This window comes from Aquimarina celericrescens (assembly GCF_042682765.1).
GTDB lineage: Bacteria > Bacteroidota > Bacteroidia > Flavobacteriales > Flavobacteriaceae > Aquimarina > Aquimarina celericrescens.
In genome coordinates, this window is record NZ_JBHUHY010000033.1 from 83,593 (window position 1) to 107,651 (window position 24,059).

Annotated in this window: 20 protein-coding genes; 6 read left to right on the top strand and 14 right to left on the bottom strand. The window is 33.8% G+C overall.

All coding sequences use genetic code 11. The annotated features are described in order from the left end of the window. Nucleotides 1-3: 3 nt before the first annotated feature. From ACFSJT_RS19255 to prfB, 9 genes are all read right to left on the bottom strand, one after another. Nucleotides 4-750 carry an ABC transporter ATP-binding protein gene (locus ACFSJT_RS19255; RefSeq protein ID WP_378321970.1) on the bottom strand — a complete coding sequence of 249 codons (747 nt, stop codon included), beginning with the start codon at nucleotides 748-750 and terminating at the stop codon, nucleotides 4-6. A gap of 3 nt (nucleotides 751-753) precedes the next feature. Next, nucleotides 754-1,971 carry an efflux RND transporter periplasmic adaptor subunit gene (locus tag ACFSJT_RS19260; protein ID WP_378321971.1) on the bottom strand — a complete coding sequence of 406 codons (1,218 nt, stop codon included), beginning with the start codon at nucleotides 1,969-1,971 and terminating at the stop codon, nucleotides 754-756. Nucleotides 1,972-1,976: 5 nt separating this feature from the next. Next, complete coding sequence (locus ACFSJT_RS19265; protein ID WP_378321972.1) at nucleotides 1,977-3,386, bottom strand: TolC family protein; 1,410 nt, start codon at nucleotides 3,384-3,386, stop codon at nucleotides 1,977-1,979. A 202-nt stretch (nucleotides 3,387-3,588) separates the two neighbouring features. Beyond that, nucleotides 3,589-4,020 (bottom strand): hypothetical protein, encoded by a 432-nt coding sequence (locus ACFSJT_RS19270; protein WP_378321973.1) that lies wholly within the window; start codon nucleotides 4,018-4,020, stop codon nucleotides 3,589-3,591. A 253-nt stretch (nucleotides 4,021-4,273) separates the two neighbouring features. Continuing rightward, nucleotides 4,274-4,834, bottom strand: a complete 561-nt coding sequence (locus tag ACFSJT_RS19275) for a porin family protein (protein ID WP_378321974.1) — start codon at nucleotides 4,832-4,834, stop codon at nucleotides 4,274-4,276. A 172-nt stretch (nucleotides 4,835-5,006) separates the two neighbouring features. Further along, a complete protein-coding gene (locus tag ACFSJT_RS19280; RefSeq protein WP_378321975.1) occupies nucleotides 5,007-6,125 on the bottom strand; it encodes a helix-turn-helix domain-containing protein in 1,119 nt (372 codons plus the stop codon). 346 nt (nucleotides 6,126-6,471) lie between these two features. Continuing rightward, entirely contained in the window at nucleotides 6,472-8,934 is a 2,463-nt protein-coding gene (locus ACFSJT_RS19285) for a TonB-dependent receptor (RefSeq protein ID WP_378321976.1), read from the bottom strand. A gap of 297 nt (nucleotides 8,935-9,231) precedes the next feature. Next, on the bottom strand, nucleotides 9,232-9,573 hold the full coding sequence (gene arsC / locus ACFSJT_RS19290; protein WP_378321977.1) for an arsenate reductase (glutaredoxin): 342 nt from the start codon (nucleotides 9,571-9,573) through the stop codon (nucleotides 9,232-9,234). Between the two features lie 44 nt (nucleotides 9,574-9,617). Next, nucleotides 9,618-10,713 (bottom strand): peptide chain release factor 2 gene (gene prfB, locus ACFSJT_RS19295; RefSeq protein WP_378321978.1). Its coding sequence is split into 2 segments (ribosomal slippage): nucleotides 9,618-10,649 and nucleotides 10,651-10,713, totalling 1,095 coding nucleotides; the frame shifts between segments, so codons are not numbered across the junction. A gap of 112 nt (nucleotides 10,714-10,825) precedes the next feature. Here prfB and ACFSJT_RS19300 point away from each other — a divergent pair. Both ACFSJT_RS19300 and ACFSJT_RS19305 read left to right on the top strand, forming a co-directional pair. Then, the gene (locus ACFSJT_RS19300) at nucleotides 10,826-13,240 is read left to right on the top strand and encodes a zinc-dependent metalloprotease (RefSeq protein ID WP_378321979.1); all 2,415 of its coding nucleotides are present in this window, start codon (nucleotides 10,826-10,828) and stop codon (nucleotides 13,238-13,240) included. A 15-nt stretch (nucleotides 13,241-13,255) separates the two neighbouring features. Further along, a complete protein-coding gene (locus tag ACFSJT_RS19305; protein WP_378321980.1) occupies nucleotides 13,256-14,296 on the top strand; it encodes a threonine aldolase family protein in 1,041 nt (346 codons plus the stop codon). Nucleotides 14,297-14,332: 36 nt separating this feature from the next. On the opposite strand, the gene ACFSJT_RS19310 is transcribed toward ACFSJT_RS19305, so the two are convergent. Then, a complete protein-coding gene (locus ACFSJT_RS19310; protein ID WP_378321981.1) occupies nucleotides 14,333-14,653 on the bottom strand; it encodes a YegP family protein in 321 nt (106 codons plus the stop codon). A gap of 130 nt (nucleotides 14,654-14,783) precedes the next feature. Next, nucleotides 14,784-15,107, bottom strand: coding sequence for a YbaB/EbfC family nucleoid-associated protein (locus ACFSJT_RS19315; RefSeq protein ID WP_378321982.1), 324 nt, complete (start codon nucleotides 15,105-15,107; stop codon nucleotides 14,784-14,786). A gap of 232 nt (nucleotides 15,108-15,339) precedes the next feature. On the opposite strand from ACFSJT_RS19315, the gene ACFSJT_RS19320 reads away from it, so the two are divergent. From ACFSJT_RS19320 to ACFSJT_RS19330, 3 genes are all read left to right on the top strand, one after another. Further along, nucleotides 15,340-17,400, top strand: coding sequence for a S9 family peptidase (locus ACFSJT_RS19320; RefSeq protein ID WP_378321983.1), 2,061 nt, complete (start codon nucleotides 15,340-15,342; stop codon nucleotides 17,398-17,400). An 86-nt stretch (nucleotides 17,401-17,486) separates the two neighbouring features. After that, a complete protein-coding gene (locus tag ACFSJT_RS19325; protein WP_378321984.1) occupies nucleotides 17,487-18,527 on the top strand; it encodes a PLP-dependent cysteine synthase family protein in 1,041 nt (346 codons plus the stop codon). Nucleotides 18,528-18,792: 265 nt separating this feature from the next. Beyond that, nucleotides 18,793-20,052, top strand: coding sequence for an aminotransferase class I/II-fold pyridoxal phosphate-dependent enzyme (locus ACFSJT_RS19330; protein WP_378321985.1), 1,260 nt, complete (start codon nucleotides 18,793-18,795; stop codon nucleotides 20,050-20,052). 141 nt (nucleotides 20,053-20,193) lie between these two features. Here ACFSJT_RS19330 and ACFSJT_RS19335 read toward each other — a convergent pair whose 3' ends face one another. From ACFSJT_RS19335 to ACFSJT_RS19345, 3 genes are all read right to left on the bottom strand, one after another. After that, entirely contained in the window at nucleotides 20,194-20,388 is a 195-nt protein-coding gene (locus tag ACFSJT_RS19335; protein ID WP_378321986.1) for a hypothetical protein, read from the bottom strand. Nucleotides 20,389-20,600: 212 nt separating this feature from the next. Then, on the bottom strand, nucleotides 20,601-21,719 hold the full coding sequence (locus tag ACFSJT_RS19340; RefSeq protein ID WP_378321988.1) for a GTP cyclohydrolase: 1,119 nt from the start codon (nucleotides 21,717-21,719) through the stop codon (nucleotides 20,601-20,603). Nucleotides 21,720-21,806: 87 nt separating this feature from the next. Continuing rightward, on the bottom strand, nucleotides 21,807-23,570 hold the full coding sequence (locus tag ACFSJT_RS19345) for a transporter (protein ID WP_378321989.1): 1,764 nt from the start codon (nucleotides 23,568-23,570) through the stop codon (nucleotides 21,807-21,809). Here ACFSJT_RS19345 and ACFSJT_RS19350 point away from each other — a divergent pair. Further along, entirely contained in the window at nucleotides 23,569-23,838 is a 270-nt protein-coding gene (locus tag ACFSJT_RS19350; protein ID WP_378321990.1) for a DUF4834 family protein, read from the top strand. The two genes, ACFSJT_RS19345 and ACFSJT_RS19350, sit on opposite strands and share 2 nt — an antisense overlap. The last annotated feature ends 221 nt before the right edge of the window (nucleotides 23,839-24,059 follow it).

Here is a 24,059-nt window from a genome sequence, read left to right on the forward strand (position 1 = left end):
TTTTTATTTAGCGGTTAACTCCAGGTCACGGAGTGCACTTTCTTTGGTGCTTCTGTTTTCTATGGTTTCATCACTTAGAATATACCCATCCCTGAAGATGATAATACGTTTTGCAAATTGAGCAATTTCAGGCTCGTGGGTAATCATCAATATCGTTTTTCCTTTATCATTTAGGCGTACAAACAAATCGGCTATATCAATACTGGTTTTACTATCTAAATTTCCCGTTGCCTCATCGGCCAATATTATTGCCGGATCATTTACTAATGCTCGTGCAATAGCAACCCGTTGTTGTTGCCCTCCCGAAAGTTCATTAGTTTTGTGATGTATCCGATCTTTCAAACCCACCTGTATTAAAGCGTTCTTTGCCATTTCTTTTGGGTTAGGAAATCTGCCAGTACGATCATATACCAATGGTAACTCTACATTTTCCAAAGCAGTAGTTCGTGACAGTAGATTATAATTTTGAAATATGAAGCCAATTTTTTGGTTGCGTATATCGGCTAATTGATTTTTGGTCAAGGTGTTTACATATATACCATCCAGGAAATATTCTCCTGAAGTAGGTAAATCAAGGCATCCCAAAATATTGAGATAGGTAGATTTTCCTGATCCTGATGCTCCCATAATAGCCACAAACTCTCCTTCTTTGATCACCAGGTCTACATCGGTAAGTGCGTGTACTTCAATCTCACCGTTTTTGAAAACACGGCTTACCTTTTTTGTCTCTATTACTTTTTTGATAGCCATTGGTTATTTTTTAGATTTAATACTATTAATGGCTTTATCACCTTCGACAAGTGCTTTTCCGTCTAAAAAACGTTTAATTTCTGACTGTAATCCGGATTTTATTCCTATCTCTACAAATTTGAAATCCAGTTTTCCATAGGCATTCTGATAAAAGAACCCATCAAAATTTGAAGGTAATTTCTTTTTAAAATTGGCTGGGGTATAGGTTTCATCATTATTTATAGCTTTATTAAAATTTTGCTGAAGAGAATCTGGCAACAATACCTTAGCCTTTTCAATCAATATTGGTTTGATTTCTTTCAGTATTTCTTCTGTAGGGCGAAAACGAAAAGCCGAATTATTCAATAGTAAGACATCTTGAGCAACTTTTGTGATAAATTCTAGGCTAGCAGTCATTCCCGGAAGCAACAGCCCTTCTTTATTATCTACATCTACTACAACTTGATAGTTCACCACATTATTTATATTAATGGGCTGAAGCCTGATCTGGCTTACCGATCCGAAAAATTGTTCTTCGGGATAGGTCTGCACCTTAAACCGGACCTTCATTCCATTACTAATATGTCCTATGTCACTTTCATCTACATCTGCCAGTATTTGCATTTTGGAAAGATCTTCGGCAATAATAAAAAGGATTGGTGTCGAGAAAGCGGCAGCAACCGTTTGTCCTTCTTCTACACTTCGCTCTGTTACTGTTCCGCTGATAGGTGAGGTAATGCGTGCATATCCCATACTTACTTGTATATTTTTAACTGCCGCCAGTGCAGCCTCACGTGCACTTCTAGCTTGCTCATAAGTAAATTTTGAATTTGTTAATTGACGTTCAGGAATCACTTTTTGCTCATAAAGGGTTTTATTTCTTTCAAACTCAATTTTTGACTGGCTCAATTGTGCATTGCTCACAGCTAGATCAGCTTTGGCACTTATAAGGTTAGTATTTAATAATTTTAAATCCATCTTGGCTAGAAGTTGCCCTGCATGCACCTTATCATTATAATCCACATAAATCTTTTCTATAGTGCCAGATATCTGGGTACCTACATCTACGGTATTAATTGCTTCTAATGTACCGGTACTTGAAACATTTGCTTCAATATTCCCTTTTTCTAATGTAGTGTATGTGAAAACCAAATTTTTTGCATCTAGTCTTGGCTTAATGACAAAATATACTGCTAAGCCTATGATGAACATCACCGGAATAATCCATTTTAATTTTTTCATTGTTATTATTTTAAATCTTTTCCTATTAGTAATTGATAGTCATAGTATGTGGTATTATAATCTGAAATGGCTTGTAGCCAGCTAAGTCTTGCTCGTGTGTAAGATAATTCGGCATCGTTTACTTCCAGAAAAGTACCTATGCCAAATTGATAGCGTTTCTTTGCCAACATGAGTGCTTCTGCAGTGAGTTTCATATTTTCCTGCTGTATCTCCGTTTTTTGAAAATAAAACTGAAGTTCGGTTAGCAATTCTTCATAATACATACGATATTTTCTTGTAGCATATTCTTTTTCTCCAATGGCAATTTCTCTAGCAATTTTAGCTTGGTTTACTTTATTTTTGGTAACTGTTCCATTAAAAATAGGGAACTGCAACTGTAAACCCACCAAACTGGTACGGATCCAGTTGTAATCTGATATTCTAAAATTATTTTCCTGCGCCTGATAGCTATAGTTTCCAATGACATCAACCGTAGGGTAATAACTCGTTTTAGTCATTTTGATTTGTTTTTCTGAAAGTTCAATATCCAAATCCATTTGTTTTAAGCGGCTATTTTGGTTGAGCATAGTTTCAATGTGGTCCACTAACTGCAGTTCTTTTTCTATAATCGTCAAAGAATCTGTGAGGACAAGATTGATTTCTGGTTGTAACCCTAATAATAATTTTAGTGAGTTACCGACCGGAACAATATTACTCTGGGCTTCCAGTAATCTATTTTTTGCATTTGCAACTTGCACACGTGCTGAAGTAAGATCAAAATCGGTAAGGGTCCCTTGCTGTACTCTCCTTTCAATATCCTCGACTATCTTCTGTGCATTATTCAGTCCGTTTTGTTGAACCTTCACCACTTCTTTAGTAATCAAATAAGCGAAATACGCTTTTTTGGTAGCATTAACAATGGATTGCTCTACGCCACGAGAAACTTCCTTTTGAAAATTTAACCGTGTCTGGGTAAACTTTTTATTGGCAATATTAAACTTTGAAAAAATAGGAAACGAAAGATTTAAGGATGCTTGATAGTCATTATCTAACCCTAATTCGGTAGCTGTATCACCCAGACCAAGACCATCAGGAAGAAAGATGACCTGCCGTTTAATATTACGATTGTAACCGGCACTTATAAAAAGTTTTGGCAGGTAATTGCCCTTGGCTTCTTTTAAAGCGTATTCTGTTGAGTGTACTTGCGCGTTGGCTATAGTAATATCGGTATTGTTTTGTGTAGCAAGTCCCAGAGCATCTTCCAGGCTCAAAAACACATTATCCTGTGCTACAATTGTTGTTGAAATAAAAACACTAGTCAATAAGAATAAAAACCTGATGTTTAAAAACTTCATTGAGATTGATTTTAAGTCCGTTTTATTACCGCTCCAGAAAGGTTTTGTTGGTTTCTGAAATAGTTGAATAGTTGTTCTCATACCACGTTGTTTTGTAATTTGTCTATTATTTTAGAAAGTTTAATAAGTAAGCTTGGATGTTATGCTAGTTTTATTACTGCCCAGCAATCAATTGTAACTTATCAGAGATTGTTTATCTGTGGAAGGATGAAATATTAGCAGGCTAACGAAAACAAATTTTTTTTCTTCTCAAAAATGTGAAAATCAAAATGCGAAACCTGTTTTACTTATTACCAACCGCTCTGAAATGTATTTTTAAATATTTGGTATCGCTGTCTGAATCATCATCAATAACCAGTACAAGCTTCTTTTTAGACAATTCTTTTATGATGAATATGAGTTCTCCTTTTTCATTTTTACTAGATATAAAAATTCTTTTAGACCTTTTATCAAGTTGCCATGTTCCTTCATCATAGATTCCTTCTGAAACACTGGTATAGATCATCTGCTTATCAAAATAGATATAATCTCCTTTTTCATTTTCGGCAGGAGGATAAGAACGAAAGAATATTTTGTGCTTATCCAAGAGCCATTTTTTAGATATATTTTCAACCGAAAGTTCGACGAAATGGGAGTTATCCTCGACCTGCTTTTCCTGTACCGAAGGAAACACAGTAATCATCATAATAAATAATGTTGAAATTGTTTTAATCATACTTCTTTTTTTACATGGCAGTTGACTGCATGAGCAATGAAATGGAATCTTTTTCGGCATTATTTTCGGCAAGGCATATAAAGAAAAACTGAGCCTAATTGATTCCTTTTTAGTGTTCTAAACAGGTAGCCTAATAAATTACATTTATGAATGCTATCAAGTCTTATCAAACCAGAGTTGGTTATAGACAGGTCTATCTATAAAGAATCCCTCAAATTTTGATTGAGGAATTCTTTATTATTGTTTTCATTTTTTAAAATCCATAGGAAAGAGTGAATTGAAATACAGCGTTTTTAACTTCTCCTGGTGTTTTTGTAATATCTCTTAACCCTAAGTAGTAACGAGCTCCAATTTCTATATTTTCAATGATATGAAACCCAGCACCAAGAGTCAATCCATAGTCTAATTTTCTATAATCACTTTTAAGGAGACCTCCTCCTTTTTTGCTTATTAGCAGTCCTATTTGTGGCCCGGCTTCGAGACTGAATTTTTTTACAGGATAAAACTTTATTAATGCAGGAAGGGCGTTAATATAATTTAACTTCACTTTTTCTGAACTCCCTTTGGCTTTGGCTCCCTGGACAGAAAATAAAACTTCAGAGCGAAGAGAAAATTTATCCGAAAACCCATACTCGGTAAAAACACCAGCAACCAAACCTATTTTTGCTTTGCTATCGACATTTTTTAATTTAGCAAGGTTAGCTCCTCCTTTTATACCAAATTTCAAACCATCGATGTTTGATTGGGCATTAGCTGTTATGGCTCCCATAAATAACAGTGCTAAAATTAATGTTCCTTTTTTAATTGTTTTCATTGTTTTTTGTTTTAAATGATGTTTATCAGTTTTATTTTTAATTACAGGACAAATGTATTTTTAGAGAATGTTTTAATCGTTTTTCCCTATAATACTGAACAAAAAAAAATGTCTTCAATCATCGGGAAGACATTTTTATTTACTTAAAAAAACTGATTATCAGTAAATTATATTATTTACTGTTTTCATGACGTTTTTTGAATTCTGTTGGAGTTAATTTGGTGTTTTTTTTGAAGGCTTTATAAAAAGCTGCTTTACTATTAAAACCTACGTCTAAAGAAATCGCATAAATAGTTTCCGGGTTAGGTCTTAGTAATTTCTTTTTAGCATCTTCCACCCTATATTGGTTGATATAGTCTGAAAATCCCATATGAGCATTTTCATTAATGGCTTGCGAAATATGATGTACGGACTTATTGAGTATGTTAGCCAGAGTATTTAACTTAATATCATAATCAAGATAAAGCTGCTCTTTTTTCATACTCTCCTCAATTAATTGGAATAATTCTAAAGAATCGGATAATGAAGAATTCGCATATTTTTTCTTAATCATTTCTGGTAGATCTTCAAAAGAACCTGAAAAAGCAAATACCGGAAAATACATCATAGAATATGCCATTATAAAGAAGAATACAGCAAATAACAGCGTTTCAAGTTTCATGTAAAATTCGTAATTTTCAATGGCATTAGTGTTAACTATAGTATTAAGAAAGCTACCTAATTGCAAGATGATATTTATTAGTATAACAATTTTAATCCATTTAAAATGTAACAGCTGCGTTTTATTCAATACCAACGAGAGAGGAGTTTGTTTTAATTTAAAAAAGGCAGCAATCAATAAAATGATATTTATTAAACTGGCAGAAAAATATTCCAAATCTATTAAAGATAAAAAATCGAATGAATCGGTGGCTAAAAATAACTCATTGATGTGTTTATGCTGTATAAATGGAATAAAGAGGGTCCATCTAAAGAATGTATAACAAATTATTATAAAAAGCCATTTTTTTACATTGACTTCTGTTCTCGTGAATAGCAAAATAAAGTAATAGAACAAAAAACCTATAATATGATAGAATAGATATGAACTGCCAGAATATATACTATTACTATCAATATTGATAGTTAAATAATAATCAAGTGTGGTATATGCGTATAAGAAAACTAATGCACTAAGAACTAACCGTATTTTTTTATCTCTTCCTAAACCAGATTTTCCAAAAAAAATAAAAAATCCCAATAATAATCCAACTATAGTACTTAATAAAGGTGATGCATCTAATATATTCATAAGAGCAGGTCTAATCGAAGCAAAAATACATTTGTTATATTTACCAATCAAAAAAAGCAAGATAAAACCTTAATTTTTACGGGACTGGGATATGAAACTTGTTTTTAGATATTTGGATCTATCTGTTCATCATATATTTGTAGGACTGCTAAGGAAGAATATTTATCTGGTTTCTTTATTCTTCTTAGAAGATGTTGATTTTTGCATTTTTTAATTGATCTTAACCGTCCCTGACAGTAGGTGTGATCTTTTAGGTTTTCTATATTGTAATAATTAGCTCCTTCTCTGCTAGTAAAATATATAGACACTTTTAGAAGTAAAATATAATTTATCATCGTTTCAGGGTTTACCCTTCAAATTCTTCATCACCATTAAAGTCTCTTTGTGAACGACCTCTTTTCTTTTTCTGATTGAATCTGTACGTAAAGGATAGAGTAAAACTACGTTCTCTCCACTGAAATTCACTGTCAGAAATAAAAGTTGGTGTCGTGGCTATACTAATTCGCTTTCTGGAGTTGAACACATCACTAACATTAAAAGTTAATGAAGCTTTTTCTTTAAAGAGATCTTTGCTAAATGCCAGAGTCATACTAAAAATACCTTCATTTCTATTTTGAGCATTTTCATTGGGTCCTCTATAAAAAATACTAGTTTGCCAATCTATTTTACCGGGTAAAGTATACTTATTATTGAGTCTTGCAAACCAACTAAAGTTATCATTATCTAAAATTTCACCATTATTTTCTCCTCTTATATTATTCTGAAATGCATTAAAATTACCATTTAATCGCCATTTCTTGCTTGGATTATAAGTAAGTGTAAATTCAAAACCATATCGGTCAGAACTGGTTAGATTTACAGGAGTTCTTCGAATCACAGGCACCTCAGTACCAGGATTGTTTTCGTCGGCTCCAATAATTACCGTGTCTCCTGTATTTTCAGAAATAAAGGTGAAAACCTGAGTAGATCTATTGTAATATATCGAGGAATTTAGTGTTAGCTTTCCTATTCTATTCAGATATCCCAAATCAAATACATTAGAATAACTTGGATCAAGATCTGCATTTCCTTGAAATAAATTGGTCGCACTTGATCGTGAAGGAAATGGATTAATAAACCTAGAGCGCGGTCTTCTTATTCGCCTGTTATATCCTAATGTAAGACTTTGTTTATCAGATAACTTATAGCCAAGGTTTACTGTCGGAAATATATCAGTATAGTTTTTTCTATTAAAATCATTACTTGTTTGTTGATCAATAGTAATCCGAGTATCTTCCATTCTAAGACCCAGTAAATAAGAAAACTTTCCCCATTTACTTCCCAATTGAGTGTAGGCTGCGTTGATGCGTTCTTTGAAAATCAGATTATTGGATAAATTAGTATCAGTAGTTATCGTACCGTTATTATCGAACTGTACTAAAAAATCTGTATCCAGATCATTAAAATTACCCCTATATCCTAATTCAAACTGAGTTTTTTCACCAATCGGTAATACATAATCTGCTTGTAAGAGAATACGATCTTGATCTTCCAGGGTATTTACAAGTTCTACAGTAGAAATATTTTCTTGAGTGATTTGAGAACGCTCATCTTCACTGCTTTCCTCTACCTGAAAATCAAAGGTTAATTTATGTCCGTCATCATCAAAGTTTTTTACATAATTTAAAGCATACTGCTTGGTAAGATCATCTTCAACTTCTGGATCAAATCTTATATTCTGACTTAAAATATTTCCATTTATATCGGGTTCTGTGATAATATTGGTAGTGTTACTTTCATTATCTTGTGATCTATAAAAAAAGGAACCGGTTATCGAGGAACTATCATTGATATACCATTCAATACCAACATTAGAATTGATTCCTTTTCTAATCCGATCGAAATCTCTTTCTTCGGTAAGGAAGGTATCAGGATTATCCAGTCCCTCAGAATCGATGTTTAAAAACCGAGTTTCGGTCAACGAATTTCCTGGGACTTCTCTATAATTATACCCAGAAGTAGTAAAAAAATTAAAATCTCCCGTTCTATAATTAATGTTGCCTGATATCCCAGCGGTTGTTGGGTAACCTCCATTAATCGTGATAGCCCCGTTCATTCCTTGTAACTTACTTCTCCTTAAAATGATATTTAGGATTCCTGCAGTTCCCTCTGCATCATAACGAGCAGAAGGAGAAGTGATTACTTCAACTCTTTCAATAGACTCTGCAGGAAGTTGTCGTAATGCGTCCGTACTATTAAGCCCGACCAATCCAGAAGGTTTTCCATTAATAAGTATAGTTACATTATCATTTCCGCGCAATGCCACATTTCCTTCCACGTCTACAGAGACAGAAGGTACGTTATCTAAAACGTCACTTACTGTACCACCACCAACGGTAAGGTCTTTACCTACATTGTATATTTTTTTATCGAGTTTAATTTCTACAGTAGTTTTTTCTGCAATAACTACGACATCATCAAGCATTTCGGTGTCCAGCCCTAATGAAATACTACCTAAATTGGTGTTTTTGAATAATCTTTGTTTGGGTAGTGTCTTAGTTTTAAAAGAGATAAATTCTATATTTACATCGTACACACCAGCATCTACTTCTATTTTAAACTTTCCATTTTGATTGGTGATACCACCAGTGATAATTTTTTGTTGTCTTGGGCTAAAAAAAGAAACAGTAGCATACTCAAGTGGTTCGTTAGTATCCTGATCCAGAACCAGTCCTGTTATGGTTACAGGAGCTTTTTGAAAATCTCCGCTCTGTTGGGCATAAATGAATATTGTTGGTACTAATAAAACAATGAACAGAAATCTTAACATGATAAAAATTATGTAATTCGAGTCAAAAGTATTGAAGGAGTTACAAGAAAGGGATTAATACTTTGTTAAATTTTTTTTATGATTAATTAAACAAAATAGGTTATCTAAAATGTCGTCATTCCCGAGAAACGATGGAATCTATTAAATATAAGTTATTGGTAATCATATAATTCAAAAATAAAATTTTCACAAAGACGTTTCGAATTCTTTTCAGATAGCCGCTTTATTGCCCAAATATTTGTCATTTAATCAAAAAAAGAATGAAAAATAAAATTTTATTTTTTACCAAAACGTTGTTTACAAGATGTCTAAAACATTCGAAGGAGGCCTCCCTATCACGGCTTTATTATTTTTGATAACTATAGGACGCTCGATAAGCTTAGGATTGCCTACCATAGCTTCAATTAGTTCATCATTTGTTAGAATCTTGTTCTTATAGTTTTCTTTCCAGGTAGCTTCATTTTTTCGAACTAAATCAATCGGTGAAATACCTAAAAGATTAATTATCTCGCTTAATTTTTCTTTGGTAGGAGGTGTTTCAAGATACTTAACAATGGTTATGTCTTCATTTCTTTCTTCAAGTATTTCAAGAGTTTCTCTTGATTTTCTACATCTTGGATTATGGTATATAGTAATCATATTATTTAAGAATTACGAATTTGTAAACTCTAACAACTAACAACTTAAACTTCTTTCTGTCCCATCATCATTAGGTAAGCTTTAAGAAATTGATCGATATTCCCATCCATCACAGCATCTACATTGCCTGTTTCCTCTGCTGTACGAACATCTTTGACTAATTTGTATGGATGCATCACATAATTACGAATCTGTGATCCCCATTCGATTTTCATTTTTGAAGCTTCAATTTCATCTCGTTGCGCTTGTTGCTTTTTAAGTTCGATCTCAAACAATTGTGATTTAAGCATTTGTAACGCTTTTTCTCGATTATCATGCTGTGATCTTGAATCTGAACATGATATTTGAATACCGGTGGGGAAATGGGTAAGTTGAACTTTGGTTTCAACCTTATTTACATTTTGTCCACCCGCACCACTAGATCTTGAAGTTATAATTTCGTAATCTGATGGGTTAATATCGATTTCGATACTATCATCAGCTAGTGGATACACATATACGGAGGCAAAGGAGGTGTGGCGTTTTGCATTACTATCAAAAGGGGAGATACGTACTAATCTATGTACTCCGTTTTCTCCTTTGAGCCATCCAAAGGCGTAATCACCTTCAATTTCTAGGGTAACCGTCTTAATACCGGCAACATCGCCTTCTTGATAGTTTAATTCTTTTACTTTATACCCTTGTTTTTCTGCCCACATGAGGTACATACGCATAAGCATACTTGCCCAATCGCAACTTTCAGTTCCCCCGGCGCCCGCTGTAATCTGTAAAACAGCACTCATGCTATCGCCTTCGTCGCTAAGCATGTTTTTAAACTCTAAGCCTTCAATAAGGGATTTAGTTTCTTCGTAACGTTCAGAAACTTCTTCTTCCTTAACATCTCCTTCTTTATAAAACTCATAAAGTACTTCAAGATCATCAACCGAAGAAACACCTTTTTCATAATCAGAGACCCATTTTTTTTCTGCGTTAAGGGTCCTCATTAACTTTTCGGCTTTTTGGGCATCATCCCAAAAATTAGGAGCATATGTTTTTTCTTCTTCGTTTGCTATTTCTATAAGTTTGGCATCAATGTCAAAGATACCTCCTTAACGCAACCAGGCGCTCTCTAAGATCTTGTAAGGTCTCAGTATTGATCATAATTTAATTATTTATCACAAAAATAGGATTTAACACTTCAGTAAGAAACATTTTTTCAATTATTTTATGGCTTTCAAAATATTGTAAATACTTTTATACAAACTCATCATTTATGAAACATTTTTTCTTATTTCTCATCTTATGTGTAACATGTTCGGTTTCAGGGCAGTTTTTAGAGAGTCAAAAAAATCTAAAGCCATATAAGGGTTATTTTAATTTCTACTACAACGAATCCAAAGATGAAATTTATTTGGAGGTAGATACCCTTGAAAAAGAATTTTTATATGTTCACTCTTTGGCAACAGGATTAGGATCCAACGATATAGGATTGGATAGAGGTCAGATTGGGGACGGGATCGTTGTCAAATTTCAAAAAGCAGGGAATAAGTTATTACTCGTTCAACCCAATCAAAGATATCGTGCTATAACCGATAATACTCTAGAAAAAAGAAGTGTTGAACAGGCTTTTACTAGGTCTGTATTATATGGATTTCCTATAAAAGAAGAAAAACCGAATAAGTATATCATTGATTTAACTCCTTTTTTACTTCAGGACACTCACGGTATCATTGATAGATTAAAGTCACAAAATGAAGGAGATTATAAAGTAGATAAGGAAAAAAGTGCATTGAGTCTTGAAAGGACAAAAGCATTTCCTAAAAATATTGAATTTGAAGCGCTCATCACGTATAAGGGACTTCCAAAAGGACGAAATATTAGATCTGTTGCTCCCAATTCAAAACTTTTAACTGTTATTCAACATCATTCATTTGTCGAATTACCAGATGATGGGTACCAAAAAAGAGAATTTGACCCCAGAAGTGGTGCTATCTCCATTTCATATATGGATTACGCGACTCCAATTCAAGAACCTATAGTAAAACGTTATATTGTTAGACATCGACTAGAGAAAAAGGATCCCAATCTTGCTGTCAGTGAAGCAAAAGAACCCATTATTTATTATCTCGATCCCGGTACACCAGAACCGGTTCGATCTGCCTTATTAGAAGGTGCCCGCTGGTGGAACGAAGCTTATGAATCAATTGGCTTCAAGGACGCATTTCAGGTTAAAATGTTACCCAAAGATGCAGATCCTATGGATTTACGCTATAATGTCATACAATGGGTACATCGATCTACACGAGGATGGAGTTATGGTGCAAGCGTGGTTGATCCTCGAACTGGTGAGATTCTAAAAGGACATGTAAGCTTAGGAAGTTTAAGAATTCGTCAGGATTTTTTAATTGCTCAATCCTTGTTAGATCAACCTTTTAAGGATCGGGATGATAATTACAAACCTATGTTGGATATGGCTCTGGCTCGTATTCGTCAATTATCTGCTCATGAGGTAGGACATACCATAGGCTTCGCTCATAATTTTACGGCTAGTACAAAAGGTCGCGCTTCTGTAATGGACTATCCACATCCAAAAGTAACCTTAAAAGATGGTAAAATTGATCTCTCTGATGCCTATGATAACAAAATTGGAGTATGGGATAAAGTAACAGTGGCTTATAGTTATTCTGAATTTGCAAATGGAAGTAGTGAAAAGGAAGAACTTCATAAAATATTAAATAAAGCTTATCAATCTGGCCTGCGGTTTATTTCTGACAGTGACGCCAGAGCGACTGGAGGAGCTCATGAACTAGCACATTTATGGGATAATGGTAAAAGTGCTGAAGAAGAATTGGAAAATATATTAAAAGTTCGAGAAATAGCTATCCGTAATTTCTCTGCGGATAATATTAGAAGTAATGAACCTTATTCTGTGCTGGAAGATGTATTTGTGCCGTTATATTTTTTTCATAGATATCAAACTGAAGCCGCTGTGAAGCTTATTGGCGGTTTGAATTATAATTATGCGGTAAAGGGAGATCAACAGAAGATAGTAGAATCAGTTAGTCCGGCTAAACAGAAAAAAACACTTCGAGAAGTGTTGAAGACACTATCACCAGAAGTGCTCGCTATTCCCAAAGATAAATTAAAGTTGTTTCCACCAAGAGCTTTTGGATACTCTAGAACCCGAGAGTCTTTTAAAGGTAAAACGGGAGTTGGTTTTGATGCGTTAAGTGCTACAGCTACTGCTAGCGACATGAGTCTGTCTCTTTTATTGCATCCAGAAAGAGCATCTAGATTAGTCCAACAAAAAAGTTTGAATCAAAATCAATTGGGACTACTTGAGGTTCTGGATGAATTAGTGTTAGTTACTTTTAAAACTAAATCAACAAATAATTATCATCAAGAAATTCAGCATACCGTAAGAGCCAATGTTTTAAAACATTTTATGAATCTTAGTAAAAATAAAAGAGCGTATCCGCAAGTTAATGCTATCGCGCATGCCAAAATTGTAGACTTAGGATCCTTCCTAAAAAATAAAACAGGAGATCCTAAAGATGAAATGTATAATCAATATTATCTAAAGCAAATCACTGATTTTTTAGAAAAGCCGTCCGCTTTTAAGATAATACCTTCTCCAAAAATTCCCGACGGGTCTCCTATAGGTAGTTTTAAGTGTAGTTTTAATTAATTAATTTTTTTATAAATGACAATAGATCTTAGAAGTGATACGGTTACCAAACCTACCTCAGAAATGTTGGAAGCTATGATGAATGCTAAGGTAGGAGATGATGTATACAAAGAAGACCCTACTGTAAATGCTTTGGAAGAAAAAGTTGCAAGCATGTTTGGTAAGGATCAAGCATTGTTTTTTCCTTCGGGGAGTATGGCCAATCAGGCAGCAATCAAATTACATACTCAGCCTGGAGAACAATTAATCGCAGATCAGTACGCTCATGTTTATAATTATGAAGGCGGAGGAGTTTCTTTTAATAGTGGCGTGTCATGTAAACTTATCCAGGGGCATAGAGGTATGATTACAGCAGCCCAAGTTGAAGCATCGATCAATCCACCGGATTTTTATCATAGTCCACTAACTAGTCTGGTGTGCATAGAAAATACAACGAACAAAGGGGGAGGGGCTTGTTATGATTTTGAAGAAATCAAAAGAATAAGAAAGGTTTGTGATCATCATAACCTTGGATATCACCTCGATGGAGCACGATTATGGAATGCTCTAGTTGCAAAAGGAGAAAGTGCAAAACAATATGGAGAAATGTTTGATACCATCTCTGTTTGTTTAAGTAAAGGTTTAGGGGCCCCCATAGGTTCTGTACTGATAGGAAATGAAGAAATTATGAAAAATGCTATTCGGGTAAGGAAAATATTGGGAGGAGGAATGCGTCAAGTTGGTTATTTAGCTGCAGCGGGTCTATACGCTATAGAAAATCACATCGATCGTTTGGCAGAGGATCATACAAGAGCAAAAGAAATCGGGAGCGTATTACAAACATTATCTTTTGTAAAACAGGTTGAGCCAATAGATACCAATATTATTATATTTACGGTAGAAGGTAATGAAGAGGAGTTTATATCCAAAATGGGATCAATGGATATTCATTTTTATGGTATGGGACAAGGTAAGCTTCGTTTTGTAACTCATCTGGACTATACGCAAAAGATGCACAAATATTTCCTCGAAGTTTTAGCTACTTTTAAAACAAACAAAGCTGTTCAAAAAATCTGAACAGCTTAAAATTATATTAAAGTATGCGCTTAAAAATTAAGCTTCTTTGGTATCAGCACCTGCTGCATTTTCTTTAACAGAATTGATTCCATTTTCCATTCCTGATTCAGAAGAATACATTTGACTACTCCCTATTACTTGTCCATTACCTGCTTTTAGATTAAAAAAGAATTTACCATTTTTAGCAGTTTTGCGTTCATATCTGCCGTCGTCAGAAGCATTTTTCTTAACAGAAGCAATTCCGTTTTCTGCAGCGGACTTACTGTTGTAAACTTCGCTAGATAAAATTACCTGTCCGTTTTTAGCTTTTAGCGTAAAATGGTAGCTAGACCCTTCCTTATTTTTGAGTTCAAACATAGTGTTAGTTTTTAGTTAATTTTTTCACTTTTGTTAAAATTATAGAATAAAAAGGAAAAAGAAAAATATAAAAATAGCGAAGTCAACAATTTTTATGAAAAAGAGTCATAATCATCCATTAGATTTAGATTTATTTGAATAAATCTAACCCGGGGATATTAGGCATTCCTTCTTTTGCAACGGCAGCCAATTCACTTTCATTAACCTGGGTAGCTTTCGCGATAGCTTTATTCAAAGTTAAAATCAGATAATCCTCTAATTGCTCTTTGTCTTCAAAAAGCTCATCGCTAATAGTTATATTTTTTATTTCTCGATTGGCCGTTAATGTAACCTTCAGAAGATTATCAGCACTATTCTCGTCTATTAAAACCGTATCGAGCCTTTTTTTTGTTTCTTCAACTTTCTGTTGAGCTTCTTTGAGCTTTCCCATCATGCCCATCATATCTCCAAACATATCCTTTTATTTATAAATAGTTATAGAAGCAAAATTAATATTTTGAGTATTAATATTCTAGTATATTGTTTACGAAAACGAATAGTACTTCCAAATTGTAGTTCAAGACAGAATGCCAACAATAATTTTTATGTTATCTGTATAATAAATTGTAATAAATTAGTCAAAACAAAGAGGTTATGTACTTACTTTCAATTACTTTTGCAACCTCTTATAAAATACCATAATCACATTGGAAACTAAGATTCAAAATCCATTAGCAAAAAAGAAGCTCACGTATCTTGAAAAACATAATGATATTCGTATAGATAATTATTTCTGGCTAAATGAGCGTGAAAATCAAGAGGTAATCGATTACCTTAAAAGTGAAAATGAATATCATGATAGAATGACTTCACATACCAAAGATTTTCAAGCTACTCTTTTTGAAGAAATGAAAGCACGAATTAAAGAAGATGATGAATCGGTCCCCTATAAACTTAATGGATATTGGTATATAACGAGATATGAAAAAGGAAAAGGGTATCCTATATACGCCAGAAGGAAGGATACTCTGGAAGCTCCTGAAGAAATACTTTTTGACTGTAATGTAGAAGCTGAAGGGCATAGTTATTTTAAAATGACAGGACTTAATGTGAGTCCGGATAATAAACTAATTGCATTTGGTGTAGATACGTTAAGTAGACGTAAATATAAAATACGAATAAAAAATCTTGAGACAGGAGAGTTGTACCCTGAGACTATAGAAATTACAACAGGGGGTAGTACCTGGGCTGCCGATAGTAAAACGTTATTCTATACAAAAAAAGATGAAGAAACATTACGTTCTGATCGAATTTACAGGCATGTGTTAGGTACTCCGATTTCCGAAGATGTCGAGGTTTATAATGAAAAAGATGATACCTTTTATACCTTCGTTTATAAAACAAAATCAAAAAAATACTTGGTTATTGGTTCGAGTAGTACTTTGACTTCAGAGTATAGAATTCTTAAAGCGGATAATCCCACTGGAGAATTCAAAATTTTTCAACCTAGAATACGGGGTGTAGAGTATGGAATAGCACATTATAATAGTGATTTTTATATATTGACTAATGCTGATGAGGCCCTTAATTTTAAGGTGATGAAGGTTTCAGAAGAAAATACGTTAAAAGAAAACTGGAAAGAGGTCATTCCTCATCGCGAAGATATTCTTATCGAAGACATTGAAATTTTTAAAGATTATTTTGTGATTAGTGAGCGTAATAATGGGCTGAACGTAATCAATATAAAGCGTTGGGATGGGGCAGCAGATTATTATCTTCCATTCGACAATGAAACTTATACGGCATATGTAAGTACTAACCCTGATTTTGACACAACAATCCTTAGATACGCCTATAACTCTCTTACTACTCCCAATTCTGTCATTGATTTCAATATGGATACCAAAGCACAGGAAATAAAAAAAGAACAAGAAGTCCTTGGAGGTAAATTTGACAAGAATAATTATGTTTCGGAACGGTTATGGGCTACCGCTGAAGATGGAACTAAGGTTCCAATTTCTATGGTATATAAAAAAGGTATTAAAAAAGATGGAAACAATCCCTTATTACAGTATGCTTATGGTTCGTACGGATCTACGATAGATCCGTATTTTTCTTCAGTACGTTTAAGTTTATTAGACAGAGGCTTTATTTATGCCATAGCCCATGTTAGGGGTGGAGAGTATTTGGGTAGAGCCTGGTATGAAGATGGAAAGCTTTTTAAAAAGAAAAATACTTTTACTGATTTTATAAATTGTTCAAAATTTTTAATTGCGGAAGGGTATACATCTGTAGAACATTTATATGCTATGGGCGGATCTGCCGGAGGTTTGTTAATGGGTGCTATTGTAAACATGGCTCCAGGACTTTACAACGGAGTAGTTGCTACTGTTCCTTTTGTTGATGTAGTAACGACAATGCTCGATGATAGCATTCCTTTAACGACAGGGGAATATGACGAGTGGGGAAATCCTAATGAAGAAGATTATTATGTGTATATGAAATCGTATTCCCCTTATGATAATGTAGTTGAACAGGAGTATCCCAATATGTTGGTGACCACTGGACTGCATGATTCACAAGTACAATATTGGGAACCTGCCAAATGGGTCGCAAAATTAAGAGAATTGAAAACAGATAATAACATATTACTTTTACATACCAACATGGAAACAGGACATGGTGGAGCATCAGGAAGGTTTGATGCCCTTAAAGAGGTGGCAGAAGAATATTCCTTTGTCTTAGATTTAGAAGGTATAAAAGAGTAATTAAAAAAAATAATGTAACTTCGTAGCGTTTTTGTAGCAGTTTGTGATCCCCAATTTTATATCACAAATTCATAAAACAACATCTTATGAAAGAAAATATACAGGCTTATAATAATGTTCTGGAACTTATAGGGCAAACCCCACTTGTAAAACTGAACAGAATTATGAAAGATTTCCCGGGAAATTACTATGCAAAAATAGAATCTTTTAATCCGGGACACTCCACCAAAGACAGAATTGCATTATACATAATAGAAGAAGCAGAGAGAAAGGGAATCCTTAAACCTGGAGACACTATTATCGAGACTACAAGTGGTAATACAGGTTTTAGTCTCGCGATGGTAAGCGTAATCAAAGGATATGATTGCATTCTTGCGGTAAGTTCAAAATCTTCTAAAGATAAAATCGCTATGCTAAAAAACATGGGAGCCAAAGTGTATGTGTGTCCGGCCCATGTAAGTGCAGATGATCCTAGATCATATTATCAAGTAGCAAAAAGGCTGCATGAAGAAATAAAAGGATCTGTATATATAAATCAATACTTTAATGAATTAAATATAGATGCCCATTATAACTCAACGGGTCCTGAAATCTGGGAGCAGACCAATGGACATCTTACTCATTTTGTTGCATGTTGTGGTACCGGTGGCACTATTTCTGGAACAGCCAGATATTTAAAAGAAAAGAAAAAAAATATTAGAGTCATGGGTATAGATGCTTATGGATCTGTACTCAAGAAATATCACGAAACAAGAGAATTTGATAGTGATGAAATTTATCCTTATCGTATCGAGGGATTAGGAAAAAATTTGATCCCAACAGCAACAGATTTTGAAGCTATTGATAAATTCGAAAAAGTAAATGACGAGGATAGTGCTCATACAGCTAGAGAATTAGCAAAAACTGAAGGATTGTTTTTGGGATATACCAGTGGTGCGGCGATTCAAGGAATTAGGCAGCTTGCTGCTAGAGGAGAATTTGATGAGAATAGTAATGTGATTGTTATTTTACCGGATCATGGTTCTAGATATATGAGTAAAGTATATAGCGATGATTGGATGATGGAACAAGGCTTTTTTGATAGTAAAAATGAAGTTGATGCCGCAAAAGTAGAATTTATTAAATAAGAAAATATTAAATTGACAAAAAGGCATTCTTTGACAGAGGAATGCCTTTTTATATGTTTTGTAAATATCTTCATTAATAGTCAATTAGCGATATTTATTATTTTTATAAAATTACAGAAAACCTGTAAAATGTTGATGGGTTTATTTCATGTTTAAAGTTTTAATTTGTTAAAATATCACTTTATAAAAGTGAATTTGAATATAATTATGTCATCAAATCAATTTTACGTATTTTCGCACACTTAAAAGAAACAATTTTTGATAAATGAGAGATTTATTTGATAAAATTTATAAAGACAAAGGACCATTAGGGAAGTGGGCAGATCAAGCAGAAGGATATTTTGTTTTTCCTAAATTAGAAGGTCCAATATCAAATAGAATGAGGTTTCAAGGGAGAGAAGTTATTACCTGGAGTATCAATGACTATTTGGGCTTAGCTAACAAAGAAGAAGTTCGTAAAGTAGATGCAGAGGCTGCATCGGCTTATGGTTCTGCATATCCAATGGGTGCTAGAATGATGAGTGGTCATACCGATCTTCATGAACAATTACAAAATGAACTTGCAGAATTTGTTGATAAAGAAGCTGCCTATTTATTGAATTTTGGTTACCAGGGGATGGTATCTACGATCGATGCATTGGTTAGTAAAGATGACATTATCGTATATGATGTTGATGCCCATGCATGTATCATCGATGGTGTGAGATTGCATCAAGGACAGCGATATACTTATCGTCACAATGATATAGAAAGTATCGATAAAAATTTGGTGAGAGCCACAAAAATGGCCGAAAAGACTGGTGGAGGTATTTTGTTAATCTCAGAAGGAGTATTCGGAATGCGTGGTGAACAAGGAAGATTAAAAGAAATCGTTGCTTTAAAAGAAAAATATAATTTTAGACTATTCGTAGATGATGCCCATGGGTTTGGCACATTAGGCCAAACAGGAGCAGGAACCGGTGAAGAACAAGGAGTACAGGATCAAATCGACGTGTATTTTGCCACCTTCGCAAAATCAATGGCGAGTACAGGTGCTTTTATTGCTGCAGATCAAGAAATTATTGATTATTTGAAGTATAATTTACGTTCTCAGATGTTTGCAAAATCTTTACAGATGCAACTTGTAGTGGGTGCTTTAAAGCGCCTGGATATGTTGAGAACAATGCCAGAGTTAAAAGCAAAGCTTTGGGAAAATGTAAACGCTCTACAAAATGGTTTAAGAGAAAGAGGTTTCGATCTGGGAACCACTCAAAGTTGTGTTACGCCGGTTTATTTAAAAGGAAGTATTCCTGAAGCTATGGCGCTGGTAAAAGATCTTAGAGAGAATCATGGTATATTTTGCTCTATTGTAGTGTATCCAGTAATACCCAGAGGATTAATCTTACTTAGATTAATTCCAACAGCTTCTCATACTATGGAGGATATCCAAGAAACGTTAGTAGCGTTTTCTGCTATACGAGAGCGACTGGAGAATGGAACATACAAGCGCATGTCTGCTGCAGTAGCTGCCGCTATGGGTGAATAACGTATATTCTCTTTAAATATAATATTAAAATCCGCTATTAATAGCGGATTTTTTTTGAAAATTATTGACTAGTCCTAAATAATCGATACAGATTAATACTAGATTAAATCGAACGGGAAGTTCGCTTTAATTAAAACTTTACTAAAAATTACAGGCAGGGTGGGTTTCTAGAACACACATTTGATTACAACAGATATGGTTAGGTATTCCACATAAAAAAGAATAAGGAGTTTTGCATACTCCATAATCATCGTTATTAAATCCTCCTTTAATATTTTTTTGTTCTAACCTCGAGAAGTGTTTAACTCCTTTAATACTTGAAATACTTTTTAACATAATTATAGGTTTTAAGAATTTAACTAATCCTGATATATTTATAGACCCTCAGATTCATGTCTTATTGCATACAATTTATTGAATAAAATTTAGGATATAGTTAAGCAAAAGTTATTTAACATTTTGAGATACTAAAAATGCTAAACACCTCAGTATCCTCAATTTGAAACTGATGAGAAAATATTACGTAAGTTTAGGGAAAGTAAAGTACTTTAAATTTTTTTTCTGAAAGTTCTTCTCTTTTTATGTTGCTCATGTTCATAACCATTCCAAAGTGCTTGAATAGCTTTGTTTTCTTCTAACTCGGGGTTGGTTTCGACCATTTCAATGCCATTGCGAAGAAATGCTTCGTTCATTTCTTTAAAAATAAGAGCCGTTACGCCTTTGTTTTGATAGTGCGGGTCTACACCTATAAGATAAAAAGCAGCCGTATCGTTTCGTCGCTGAGCTTTTAAAATATGTAAAAATCGCAATGGATATACTTTACCATTCATTTTCTTTAAAGCCCTTGAAAATGAAGGCATAACAATAGAAAAAGCAATAAGTTTTCCGGTTTTGTCGGCAATACAGGTAATATATTCTGGATTAAGATAGGGAAGATACTTCTTCTTGTACATATCTATTTGATATTGCTGTATAGGAACAAAAGTCTGTAAACTACTATAGGTTTTATTAAGAAGATCGAACATATCATCGGCATACTTCAGAATCTCCTTACTCTTATTAAATTTAAGTAATTTTAATTCATAACGATCTTTAATTACTTGAGCGAATTTTATAACTTTTTTCTTGGTTTCTTTAGGTACTTTTATCTTGTATTCTACCCAGGTTGCTGCAGGTTCGAAGCCAAGTTGCTCCATATGATCGGCATAGTAAGGATAATTGTACCAGGTAATCATGGTATTCAATTCGTCAAATCCTTTAATTAAAATACCTGCTTTATCCATATTAGAAAACCCGACAGGGCCTTCCATATATTCTAGATTATGTTGTACACCAAACTCTGAAACCTTATTTAATAAGGCCTTTGTAACCTCAATATCATCAATAACATCGAACCACCCAAAACGCACTTTAGGTTTCTTTTGTTCATTGACTTCAATCCAATTAATTATACCCGCAATACGCCCTACGATTTGATCTCCCTTATATGCTAAAAAGTATTTGGCATCAGCATTTTTAAAAACCGGATTTTTTTTGGGATCCATTACATCAACCTCTTCTTTGATAATTGATGGGACATAATATGGAGAGTCTTTATATAAATAAAAAGGAAATTTAACAAATGTCGTTAAATCTCCTTTAGAAGTAATTTCTTTAATCGTAATCATATATTATCTCTAATTCATGGCAAATATATAACCCTTTTATCAAATATTTATAGTTGTACAGTGATCATTTTGCCAATAATATCAGCATTAGCGATCAAAATCCTCGAGTTCTTTCTCTATTTCTTGGTCTATATTAGGATCTTTTTCATTATTTTTTTTGATCTTCTCTGCTTCCTTCTGGCGCTTTTTTTCTTCTTTCAAGCGTCTTTTTTCTTCTTTTTTTCTTCTTTTTTCTTCAGCTTTTTTAGTTTTTTCCTGCTCTTTTTGATACTGCTCATACTCTGCATCAACATCAATCTCTTCTTCTTTTTTCTTCTCTTCAGGTTTTTCTTTTGGCTTTTCTTCTTCTATATTTAGATCCTGCTCCATTTTTTCAAGCTCCTTAAGCTGTCTGTCCAAATCCTCAAGTTCCTGGTCGACTCCTTTATCCTGTTCCATTTTATCCAGTTCGGCATCGATATCCTGAATCATTTTTTCTTTATCTTTTTCTGCTTTTAAAGCAGCTTTTTCAGCTTCTCTGGCCTCTTTGGCCTCACGTTTCAAACGTCTTGCTTCTTCTTTCTTAAATTTCTTACCTTCTTTCTTATCAATTTTCTCTTGTTCAATACGTTCGCGTTCTAATCGTTCTTCAGTACGTCTTTGGTCAAGATCTCTTTCAAGTTCTTCTCTGAAGCCATCATCCTCAAAATCATTAATGAACGGGGTTTTTCCTAATTTCAGACTATCTGTCTCATTTTCATTGAGTTCATCAAATTCTCCTTCGATGCTGTCTTCATCTTCGCCTTCGCCATCCTCGTTTTCTTCGACTTCTTCTTCTGTAACACCTCCTTCTAATCCTGGTTGCTCAATAATTTCATCTTTGGTATGCCAATCAAATCTGTAGGAAGCACCAAAACTCAACGTCCAAATTGAAGGTGTGTCTTTAAAGTTGAAGGCCAGGTTAGCATCGAATTGCAAATCTTTATCAAACAGGTAGGCTCCTCCTAATCTCATGATATTATCACTATAGAAGTCGCTTTTTTGCACCTGATATTCTAAAAATCCAGCCCATGTATCATTGATGGTATGAGTGGCTGTGAGAATGAGTCCGAATGCAGGATTTTCTGTTGTTACTTTATCAATAATGATATTGGTTACAAATGCCCAATCTCCACCATAATTTGTCGTCCAGTTATTTTGAGCTGCTATTACAAATATAGGGCTGATACTTTGATCTTCAGGAAATGTGAATGGATTATCTGCATTAATAAAATTAACACCGGCGTAGGCTGAAACTGCTGGGATAAGCGTTTTCCATTTAAATCTATGGTGCTCTTTCCAGCTTTTCAAACTTGCGTAGGTAGAATCTTCTTTTTTTGGCTTTTTATAGGGGTCATATATCAAATATTTAGCACCTAATGTATTGATCTCAAAATCGCTTCGAGTTATTTTTTGTTCGTTAGCCCCAACCGTTTGTGTTACTCCATCTGCTCTAAATCGACCATTCAATCTAATCTCTAATTGCTCGATTAGAAGACCATACCTAATCGCATAGTCAAAGTTGAAGACATTGGTCTTCGTATTAAAAATATCATGTTTTTCTTTTCCGAAACCAAGACCACCTTCTATCTGTAATACATTATTACCAACAGAGAAAGCTCCCTGAGAAGTACCGGGTCTATTGGTATTAATCTTCTCGGTATATTGTGCAGAAGCCATTAACCCAAATAGAAAAATGGATACCAACAATAGAATAGACTTAGGGCTCATATTCAATATATTTGGTTCAAATATAGCAGATTTTATCATTTTTTTAGGATTGTCTACCTGTAATTGTGTAGCGAGTTCCTTATTTTTGAAAAAAAATGACATGCAAGAAGCTTCTCTACAAGGGGTGTTAAAGGTAATTCTCATTATATTGTTAATATATTATGGACTAAAAGTATTAACGCGTTTATTTGGTCCTCTATTGTTTAGGTACGTCACAAAGAAAGCAGGAGAAAAATTTGAACAACATTTTGGGAAATACCAACAACCCCAACAAACTAAAAAAGGTGAGGTTACCATCGAAAAGAAACCAAAACAAAAGTCTTCTAATAAAGACGTAGGAGAATATATCGATTTTGAAGAGCTAGACTGAGTATTATTTTCTTCAACAACAATTTCATTGATTAAAACACATTTTTTATCTGGATAAGCTTTAATATCCATATACCATTATATCATTTAAAACAAAATTTTTGGAAATTACCACTAGCTTTCAACTGCTTACTAATCTTCTATTTTTTATTTGAGGTATGTTACCTAAAAATATGTCAGCATTGTTATAGAAGTTACTTATATTTTTTAATTTGGCCTTTC

Coding starts and splice junctions, on each gene's coding strand:
- ACFSJT_RS19255 (WP_378321970.1), bottom strand. CDS start 750: ATGGCTATCAAAAAAGTAATAGAGACAAAAAAGGTAAGCCGTGTTTTC.
- ACFSJT_RS19260 (WP_378321971.1), bottom strand. CDS start 1,971: ATGAAAAAATTAAAATGGATTATTCCGGTGATGTTCATCATAGGCTTA.
- ACFSJT_RS19265 (WP_378321972.1), bottom strand. CDS start 3,386: ATGAGAACAACTATTCAACTATTTCAGAAACCAACAAAACCTTTCTGG.
- ACFSJT_RS19270 (WP_378321973.1), bottom strand. CDS start 4,020: ATGATTAAAACAATTTCAACATTATTTATTATGATGATTACTGTGTTT.
- ACFSJT_RS19275 (WP_378321974.1), bottom strand. CDS start 4,834: ATGAAAACAATTAAAAAAGGAACATTAATTTTAGCACTGTTATTTATG.
- ACFSJT_RS19280 (WP_378321975.1), bottom strand. CDS start 6,125: ATGAATATATTAGATGCATCACCTTTATTAAGTACTATAGTTGGATTA.
- ACFSJT_RS19285 (WP_378321976.1), bottom strand. CDS start 8,934: ATGTTAAGATTTCTGTTCATTGTTTTATTAGTACCAACAATATTCATT.
- arsC (WP_378321977.1), bottom strand. CDS start 9,573: ATGATTACTATATACCATAATCCAAGATGTAGAAAATCAAGAGAAACT.
- ACFSJT_RS19300 (WP_378321979.1), top strand. CDS start 10,826: ATGAAACATTTTTTCTTATTTCTCATCTTATGTGTAACATGTTCGGTT.
- ACFSJT_RS19305 (WP_378321980.1), top strand. CDS start 13,256: ATGACAATAGATCTTAGAAGTGATACGGTTACCAAACCTACCTCAGAA.
- ACFSJT_RS19310 (WP_378321981.1), bottom strand. CDS start 14,653: ATGTTTGAACTCAAAAATAAGGAAGGGTCTAGCTACCATTTTACGCTA.
- ACFSJT_RS19315 (WP_378321982.1), bottom strand. CDS start 15,107: ATGTTTGGAGATATGATGGGCATGATGGGAAAGCTCAAAGAAGCTCAA.
- ACFSJT_RS19325 (WP_378321984.1), top strand. CDS start 17,487: ATGAAAGAAAATATACAGGCTTATAATAATGTTCTGGAACTTATAGGG.
- ACFSJT_RS19330 (WP_378321985.1), top strand. CDS start 18,793: ATGAGAGATTTATTTGATAAAATTTATAAAGACAAAGGACCATTAGGG.
- ACFSJT_RS19335 (WP_378321986.1), bottom strand. CDS start 20,388: ATGTTAAAAAGTATTTCAAGTATTAAAGGAGTTAAACACTTCTCGAGG.
- ACFSJT_RS19340 (WP_378321988.1), bottom strand. CDS start 21,719: ATGATTACGATTAAAGAAATTACTTCTAAAGGAGATTTAACGACATTT.
- ACFSJT_RS19350 (WP_378321990.1), top strand. CDS start 23,569: ATGCAAGAAGCTTCTCTACAAGGGGTGTTAAAGGTAATTCTCATTATA.
- ACFSJT_RS19345 (WP_378321989.1), bottom strand. CDS start 23,570: ATGTCATTTTTTTTCAAAAATAAGGAACTCGCTACACAATTACAGGTA.